The sequence below is a fragment of the Leptospira weilii serovar Ranarum str. ICFT genome (assembly GCF_000332415.1).
Lineage (GTDB): Bacteria > Spirochaetota > Leptospiria > Leptospirales > Leptospiraceae > Leptospira > Leptospira weilii_A.
In genome coordinates, this window is sequence record NZ_AOHC02000038.1 from 139,291 (window position 1) to 146,757 (window position 7,467).

The 7,467-nt window shown below is 43.8% G+C and carries 8 protein-coding genes and 1 pseudogene; 3 read left to right on the forward strand and 6 right to left on the reverse strand.

Features of this window, described 5'->3' with window-relative positions; all coding sequences use genetic code 11:
* Positions 1-31 precede the first annotated feature (31 nt).
* The 4 genes from LEP1GSC060_RS13075 to LEP1GSC060_RS13090 are packed head-to-tail and all read right to left on the reverse strand — an operon-like array spanning position 32 to position 4,698.
* Entirely contained in the window at positions 32-724 is a 693-nt protein-coding gene (locus LEP1GSC060_RS13075) for an O-methyltransferase (RefSeq protein ID WP_003005338.1), read from the reverse strand.
* Positions 721-1,548, reverse strand: a complete 828-nt coding sequence (locus LEP1GSC060_RS13080) for an MBL fold metallo-hydrolase (RefSeq protein ID WP_003005462.1) — start codon at positions 1,546-1,548, stop codon at positions 721-723. The genes LEP1GSC060_RS13075 and LEP1GSC060_RS13080 overlap by 4 nt, the downstream gene beginning before the upstream one ends.
* Complete coding sequence (locus LEP1GSC060_RS13085) at positions 1,548-3,083, reverse strand: M16 family metallopeptidase (RefSeq protein WP_003005265.1); 1,536 nt, start codon at positions 3,081-3,083, stop codon at positions 1,548-1,550. Before LEP1GSC060_RS13085 ends, LEP1GSC060_RS13080 begins: the two co-directional genes overlap by 1 nt.
* A 1-nt stretch (position 3,084) precedes the next feature.
* Complete coding sequence (locus tag LEP1GSC060_RS13090; protein ID WP_003005399.1) at positions 3,085-4,698, reverse strand: M16 family metallopeptidase; 1,614 nt, start codon at positions 4,696-4,698, stop codon at positions 3,085-3,087.
* Between the two features lie 93 nt (positions 4,699-4,791).
* On the opposite strand from LEP1GSC060_RS13090, the gene LEP1GSC060_RS13095 reads away from it, so the two are divergent.
* A complete protein-coding gene (locus tag LEP1GSC060_RS13095) occupies positions 4,792-5,496 on the forward strand; it encodes a hypothetical protein (RefSeq protein WP_003005126.1) in 705 nt (234 codons plus the stop codon).
* Complete coding sequence (locus LEP1GSC060_RS13100; RefSeq protein ID WP_003005321.1) at positions 5,493-5,921, forward strand: lipoprotein; 429 nt, start codon at positions 5,493-5,495, stop codon at positions 5,919-5,921. Before LEP1GSC060_RS13095 ends, LEP1GSC060_RS13100 begins: the two co-directional genes overlap by 4 nt.
* Positions 5,922-6,184: 263 nt before the next feature.
* On the opposite strand, the gene mpl17 is transcribed toward LEP1GSC060_RS13100, so the two are convergent.
* Together mpl17 and LEP1GSC060_RS13110 are read right to left on the reverse strand one after the other, a co-directional pair.
* Complete coding sequence (mpl17, locus tag LEP1GSC060_RS13105; protein ID WP_003005307.1) at positions 6,185-6,580, reverse strand: cell surface protein MPL17; 396 nt, start codon at positions 6,578-6,580, stop codon at positions 6,185-6,187.
* Positions 6,581-6,613: 33 nt separating this feature from the next.
* A pseudogene (locus tag LEP1GSC060_RS13110) lies at positions 6,614-7,196 on the reverse strand (Uma2 family endonuclease).
* A 109-nt stretch (positions 7,197-7,305) separates the two neighbouring features.
* Between LEP1GSC060_RS13110 and LEP1GSC060_RS21010 the strand changes: the two are divergent.
* A complete protein-coding gene (locus LEP1GSC060_RS21010) occupies positions 7,306-7,443 on the forward strand; it encodes a hypothetical protein (protein WP_155119684.1) in 138 nt (45 codons plus the stop codon).
* The last annotated feature ends 24 nt before the right edge of the window (positions 7,444-7,467 follow it).

A 7,467-nucleotide genomic window follows, 5' to 3' on the forward strand; every position in this document is an offset into this window, starting at 1 on the left:
CGATCTCTAACAATAACTTATTGAGTTTCCTCTACAAAGATCCCCTTTCCCGAAATCGAATTCGAAGCAACCCGTCTCCGACCGGAAAAAGAGTATAAGGAAGATTCGAACTTTTGACCTCGTCCCAAAATTCCCGGACCGCTTTGTCCGAAGGGGCCTGTCTGGAAGGATCGAAAATTCTGCCGTGCCAAAGAACGTTATCGAAAACCGCAGTGTCCGGTTCCAGTCGTTTGAGAATCCGAAAGATCTCCGGATATAAAACCTTATCACAATCGACAAACACGAATTTGCCGGGCCACTTCGTATTCGGAGTTTCGATCGCTTCCTTGAGATATTGAAGACAATGAAATTTTAAAAGATGAACGTCCAAATGATCGAAGGGATGTTTTTCCAAATAAGAACGGACCCGCGCGATATAATTGATTTCCCTTTCCAAGGAAACGATTTTTGCGATTCGTTTTAAACCGGAAGCCATCCAAAAGAGAGAAATTCCGTAGCCAGTTCCGAGTTCTAGAATTTCCTCCGGTTGTTCGTTCTCCACAAGAAAACGAAGAACGGCTCCCGAAGCCGGGCTCAAAACGGGAACGCCGAGCGCGGCCGCATCCTTCTCCATCTGCAAGAGAATGTCTACGGGGCGGGGAACCAATTCCGAATCGATCCTTTCTTCCAGACCGTTTAAAAAAATAGAGGTCCCGTATTTTCCGGGAGGACTTCCCTTGCTCATGGCAGAAACGGATGAAATCGATGTCGTTCTTCTTTCGGGATTCTTTTGTCCAAAACTTCCCGAATGTACGAAACCGAATAACGTTTTGAAAAATGAATGAGAACGATCTTTTCGTTTTTAAAGGAGGAAAGATTTTCCAGAATTTCGTCCAGATGAATATGACCCCATTCCCTGGCTTGGGCGACGTTACGTTCCTTGTCGATATAAGTACATTCAATAAATAGAATACTCGAATTCGCAACGTCTTCGTGTTCCAATACGTATTCGATTTTTGTGTCTCCCGAAAAGCTGACGACGGGGATCTCGCTCTGTTCGGAGACTTCGATTTTTTCTTTCAAGGCTCGATTGAGTTCGTCCTGGGAAAAGGATTGAAATTCCTTTTTTAATTTTTTTCTTCTCTGATACAAAGTATATCCTTGGGAAGGAACTCTGTGAAAGGTTTTATGAGGCGAAAAAAAATGCTGCGGATCCAAATCGATTTTTTCTCCGGGACTCACCGCTTTCATATCGTAAGCGTAGGGAAAATCTTCGATTTCCGAATAAAGATCCAAAATCTTTCGCATCGGTTCTTCCAAAGCGACCGGAACGAAAATTTTAGGCGGTTTTAATTTTCTCAAAGACCTTTGAGAAATGTAATACGGCAATCCGCAGGAATGGTCCAGATGCGAATGTGTCAACAACAAAGTATCCAAGTGAATCCGATTGGGATTTTGAGCTCCTATGTCGAACATCAAACTCAAGGAAGGAAGATAAAGGGAAGTGCGAATCCCTCCTTCCGAAATTCCTTCGAATTGATACTGCTTGTGTTGAAACTTACAATACACTAAGGAATCCTTTCTTCCGGGCCGATATGTTTAACGGTTTCGTTCAATCCTTTTGTAATATTCTTCGGGCCGGTCAGGATCGTCTTAACGGAAGAGTTTACGAAATATTTTTTTCCAACTCGTTTGATGTCGCCTAACGTGACCGCTTGGATCTTGTCCCGGTACGTTTTAAGATAGTCGGCGGGCATATCGTGTTCTTTAAACCGAAGAAAGTTGTGTAGAATTCCCGTCTTATCCTCGAATTGAAAGATGAAACGATTGACGATGGATTGTTTCGCCGATTCCAATTCCTCTTCCGTGATTTCGGAAATCGTTTTCTCGCTTAAGATTTCACGCATCAGATCGTAGACTTCCTTGGTTGTGGAAGTTTTTGTCTGAGTCGTAAAATAAACGACTCCGTAATCTTTTTCAAAATACGCGGAACTCCCCGAAGAATACGCGAGTCCCCGATCGGAACGGATCTTCCGCATAAAATAAGAACTAAAACCCCCGCCTCCGACGATGTAGTTCGTAAGTTGAATCGCGTAAAAATCCGGATCTTTGTGCGCGGGAAGAATTCCCGCCATCATCACGATACTCTGAGTCGCTTCCTTATCGACGCCCAAAATTTGAAAGGAAAGGGAATCCAAATTCTTTTTGAGAGTTTTTGCGTCGATAAGAACGTTAGTCGCGCTTCGAACGTTTTCTCTCATCGGTAGCAGGGAAACGATCAAAGGTTCGGCCTCTTTTCTGGAAAGATCTCCGGTCAACAAAACGATTCTCCTCGAAGTCGAAACGGTTTTATCGAAATATTCCCGGATATCCCCGGCTTTGATTTTTGCCAGAGAATCCAACTCGGCGCTTTTACCGAGCACGGTTCCCTTATAAACAAGTTCGGCGGTTTTACGATAGGCGATGTCCGGAATTTTGTCGTTTCTTCTTTTGATCGATTCTTCCAGGTTCAATTTTGCGATCGCAAATCCCTCTTCGTTTAACAAAGGAGTGGCGATAAATTCCCGGATCAAAGGAAGGACTTCCTGTTCAAATCGGGAAAGATAAGAAATCGTGAATACGATTTTTTCGGAATTCGCGTCCGTATCGATCTTGGCTCCGTAACCTTCCAGGGTTTCCATAAATTTACTTCCCGGCGCGGAAGGAATTCCTCCGTGTTTCCAGGCTTGGACGAACAATTCGGGAACTTCGGGAGCGAGTTTCGGATCGGACAAAACTCCCGCATAAATATGAATCTCCAAATTTCGGAGAGGAAATTCCTCTCCGGGTAAAAAATAAACTTCGGTTCCTTTTCCGGCTCCGAATACCTGAACTTCCGGAAACTCGAAACTTAACGGAGGAATTTTTACGTCTTTTACGAAATCTCCGGGCGCGGCTGCGAGAGAAGCGACCCCGGCGATCCAAATCAGAATCGAATAGTAGAATATTCTTATATAAGAAATCTTCGTTTTAAAAACGGACTTCGCTCCGACTCGGGAACCGAAGGACGAATTTTTACGTAAGTTGTATGTTTTATCGGTCATGTTTTTTTTGAGGTGATTCATCCTAGTTCCCGGAACCTTTTATTTCCTTTGCGGGCGGGTTCAGTTCCGCGATCGTCCTGTTTTCCGGCACGAAATATTTCTTTGCGACTCTTCGTACGTCCTCGGGTGTTACCGTGTCCAATTCCTCGTAACCTTTTAGGAGTTCCTTCCAGTCTCCGTATAACAGTTGATAGAGGGAAAGAACGTCCGCCAATTTTCCGTTATCGTCCAAGGCGCGCAAGTAACCGCCTAAGATCTGATTTTTGATCTTAAACAATTCTTCCGAAGTGATCGGTTCCGTTTTCAATCGGTCCAATTCTTCCTGAACGAGAGTTTCCACTTTCTTTTGATCCGCGTTCTGATTGTTGGTGATATAGATCGAAAACAAGTTGGAAAGTCTGTCTCCCGGATCCCCGTTCCAACAATAAACTCCCTGAGCGATCCGTTCTTCCAAGACCAACTTTTTGAAAAGTCTTCCCGATTCTCCCTCCGCGAGTAAGGTATCGATCACGCTAAACACCGCGTCGTCCGGATGAGGAAAGGCGGGTTTGTTAAAACCGATGATCTTAGAAGGAGTACTCGGATGAACCACGGATACGAACTTAGGTCCGGTCCTTCCGCCCTCGGTAACTTTTTTTAAGGTTTGCGGATTTCCTTTTTTTAAGTCCCCGAAATAGTTACGGAGAATTTTTTCGGTTTTCTCAAAGTCCAAAGAACCGACGACCGCGATCACCATTCTTTGCGGATCGTAGTAGTTTTTAAAAAACGTTTCCGTTTTTTCCAAATCCAAAAAGCCCAAGTTCTTTTCGTAACCGATCACCGGCATACGATACGGATGACCTTCCGGAAACGCGGCGTCCATATACTTTTCCCTCAGGATTCCCATCCCTCTGTTTTCGACGCGCATTCTTCTTTCTTCCAAAACGACTTCCCTTTCCGTATAATATTCTCTTAATATAGGATTTTTTAAACGATCCGATTCGAGTTTGGCCCAAATTTCCAAACGATTTGCGGGAAGAAGAATCTGATAATTCGTAACGTCGTTCGAAGTATACGCGTTAAATCCCACTCCTCCGTTTCTGGAATAGATGTAGTTGTCCTCGTTAGATATTACGAATTTATGATGGAGTTCGAGTAGAACGGAAAATCTTTTTTTAAGGACGTCGATTTGATTCTTAAATTCCGCGGACGGTTCTTCGCCTTTGGATTTCATTTCCAATTCCCGAATGCGGAGAGAATCCAATCGTTTTCCCCAGACGGCGATTTGTTCCAAGTAAGGTTTTTCTTTTTCGTAGTCGGCGGTTCCTATGTTTTTCGTTCCCTTAAAGAGCATGTGCTCCAAAAGATGCGCCGTACCCGCGATCTCCGGGGTTTCGTCCGCCGAACCCACTAAAAATTTCGTATAAACGGCGATAGTCGGGGAATCTTCCCGTTTCATCATAAGAACTCGGAGTCCGTTGTCCATCCGAAAGGTCCTCGTCTTTTCTTCCAGGGACTTCTTCAGTCCGGAAAAAACCGCGGCGTCCGCGTAAAGAGAAACGTTCCAAAGACAAACGCAAATTCCGAAAGTCATAAGAACATTACGGCTTTGGATACGATCCGTTAAAAATCTAAGAATCGGTTTTATGAAACACATAGCTTACAGTCTTTCCTCTTTAGGACCTGGTGTCCAGAAAGTTCCCGGAAAAATCCTGCTTCCTTTTCCCGTTGATCGGAAAACGTTTGTCTCATGAGGCGGATCTGTTTTTTATTTTTGTCGATTCCGATTTCATTCATTCACTTTGTTTGTGTACCCGCAGATCCGGATTACAGACAAAAGGTTCTTGAAAACGTTCGAGACACCGGTTTTATTTCCAGAGAATTTTTTCAGATCTTAGTCAAGGTTCCTCTTCCCGCAAAGGATGCGGGGGTTCAAGAACTCAGAAATCAATGTAGAAAAATCGCGGAGACAAAAAGGGACGAGATTGCGGTCTCCATCCTTCTTCAGGAGATTCGGGCCAACGAAGGTATTTTCAAAGGAAGTCTTCCTCCGGATTTAACGAGCAGTTTACCTCCCGCTCTTCCGGGCCAGATCTCAAATACTACTTCGGCTTCTTCCGTTCCGGGAAGTATCGCCGTATCCGGAACTACAAACCCAATGGCCGCCAATCAACCCGCAAACACAGATGCCAATCCGAATTCCACAACGACACCCAATTCGAGAATGACCGAGAAGGACAAAGAAAAAAAAGAGAAACTTTTAACACAGGACATTTTGGTTTACAGAGGAGCGTTCGCTTGGTTTTTAAATTCGTTGTTTCTTTTTCGAGAAGACTATACCGACGCGGCGAATTGTACTTTCATTTATAGAAATATTCAGAAAGATTTGTATGCGAACGTCATTACAAAGGGATTCAGACCCATTCATAAAGAAGAAGCGCCGGAGGTTCCATGAAATCCATTCCATTCATCGCCGTATTGTTCTTGTTAACCGTTCGGTGTTCATCCGCTCCTTCTCCCGAGCGCAAAGAGGTGCACCCTAACAAGACCACGACTACGGTAATGGAAGAGTCCAATGAAAGTTCCGCGGACGAGTTCATCAAAGCGACCGAGGGTTTTTTAAACTCGGATACGTTTCAGGTAGTCGTTTCCGCTTTGGAAGGAAACGCGGATATCGCTCAGGACCTGGCTCGTAAAAGGGCGATCAATCTTCTCATCGCGGAAAAAGGGGATAAGTTTCGTTCCTCGGATAAGGCTTTGATCAAAGAGTTGGTCGAGTCCAAAGGTAAGGTCGTAAAGTCCTCCGGTTCCATCCAAGGCAAATTCTACTTTTTATTTCAAGTCAGTTCTCCGGATTTGAAAACGAGCTTAAAACGTTAGTCGCGCTTTAAGGCGAAATCGGGCCTTTGTTCTCTAAAACCCTAATTCCTATCCGCTCGTCCCTAACATCGAATATGCAGGAGTTCCCACGTTTCAAGTGGTTAGGGTTTAGTCAATAGGGGTTTAAGATTTTACATACATAACATATCCATGAACTAAAGCGCCAGGCTACCTGAATGCCGAGTCCGCAAAAAAATCATGGAACGATTTCGAAAGAAAGAACATTCAATTTTTCGAAAGTCGAAATCGATTGCCGTAAAAATTCATGGAATGATTTCGACTTGCCGGATCTTTCCGGGAATACAAATGTTTTTATCGAAATTACAGTAGTATATCTTTCCGTGAATCTCCAATTCTCCCTTGCCCGTCACAACAAGAGGGATGGGGTCAACGGAAGCGAGATATTCCTTTTTTTTATCCGAAGTTTTTCCCTTAACTTTCAGATCCGTTTTTTCCACCTTCACACCGTTACTCGCATTCAAGAGAATCTTATGAGGGGCGTCTTTCTGAATTCCGTAATTGGGCGGATACACGATTTTTAAGAGATAGGTATTGCCGAAACTTTTTTCCAGTTTGAATTTTACGGGACTTTCGTCTTCGGCAAAAATTCCGAACGAAACAAAAATCGCTAAAACACCGATCAGAAATATTTTTTTCATACTAGGTTTGACCGAATTCCTTTCCGTTTTGTTTTAGAAAATATTTCCCCTAACTTTTGTAAACAGACGATCGATCTCGATCGAAAATCCGCCTAACACCGCGGATGCGATTGGACCCGAATTGGCGGATGAAATCAGTTTAAAACCCGACTCGCTATTTTGATACACCTCGACGGAACGTTCCATCGGGTCCACGATCCAATATTCTTCAACTCCGTGTTTTTCGTAGAGTTTCTTCTTTGTTTTCAGATCGTGGTAGGCGTTTCCTTCCGAAAGAATTTCCGCGATCCAATCCGGAGCCCCCTCGATTCTTTTTTGTCGAATGATCGAACTCTTCGCTTTGGAAATAAAAATCAGATCGGGTTGAACCACGTTGTGTTCGTCCAGGAATACGTCGATCGGAGAAAAAAAAACTTCGCCGAGTTTAGCTTTTACGCACATACTCCATTAAGGAGAAATGAAGTTCTGCGGAAACTCTTTGGTGTTCTGGAATTGGAGCCGGAACCATAAATATTTCACCCTCCAAAAGTTCGGCCAACGTTCCTTCCGGAAGTTCGGCAAAATCCTTATCCGTTTTGAAATCGGTTTCCGTTTTAAAATCGCTCGTATGTATCATAGTATTCGTTTCATTCTAAATTGGATTCGAATCGGTTTCTGTTTTGAAATCGGTTGTATGTATCATAGTATTCGTTTCATTCTAAATTGGATTCGAATCGGTTTCCGTTTTGAAATCGGTCGTATGTATCATTCAAACCAACTTTGTAAACAGACGATCGATCTCGATCGAAAATCCGCCTAACACCGCGGATGCGACTGGACCCGAATTGGCGGATGAAATCAGTTTAAAACCCGACTCGGTGTGATACACCTCATACTAGGTGTGGTGT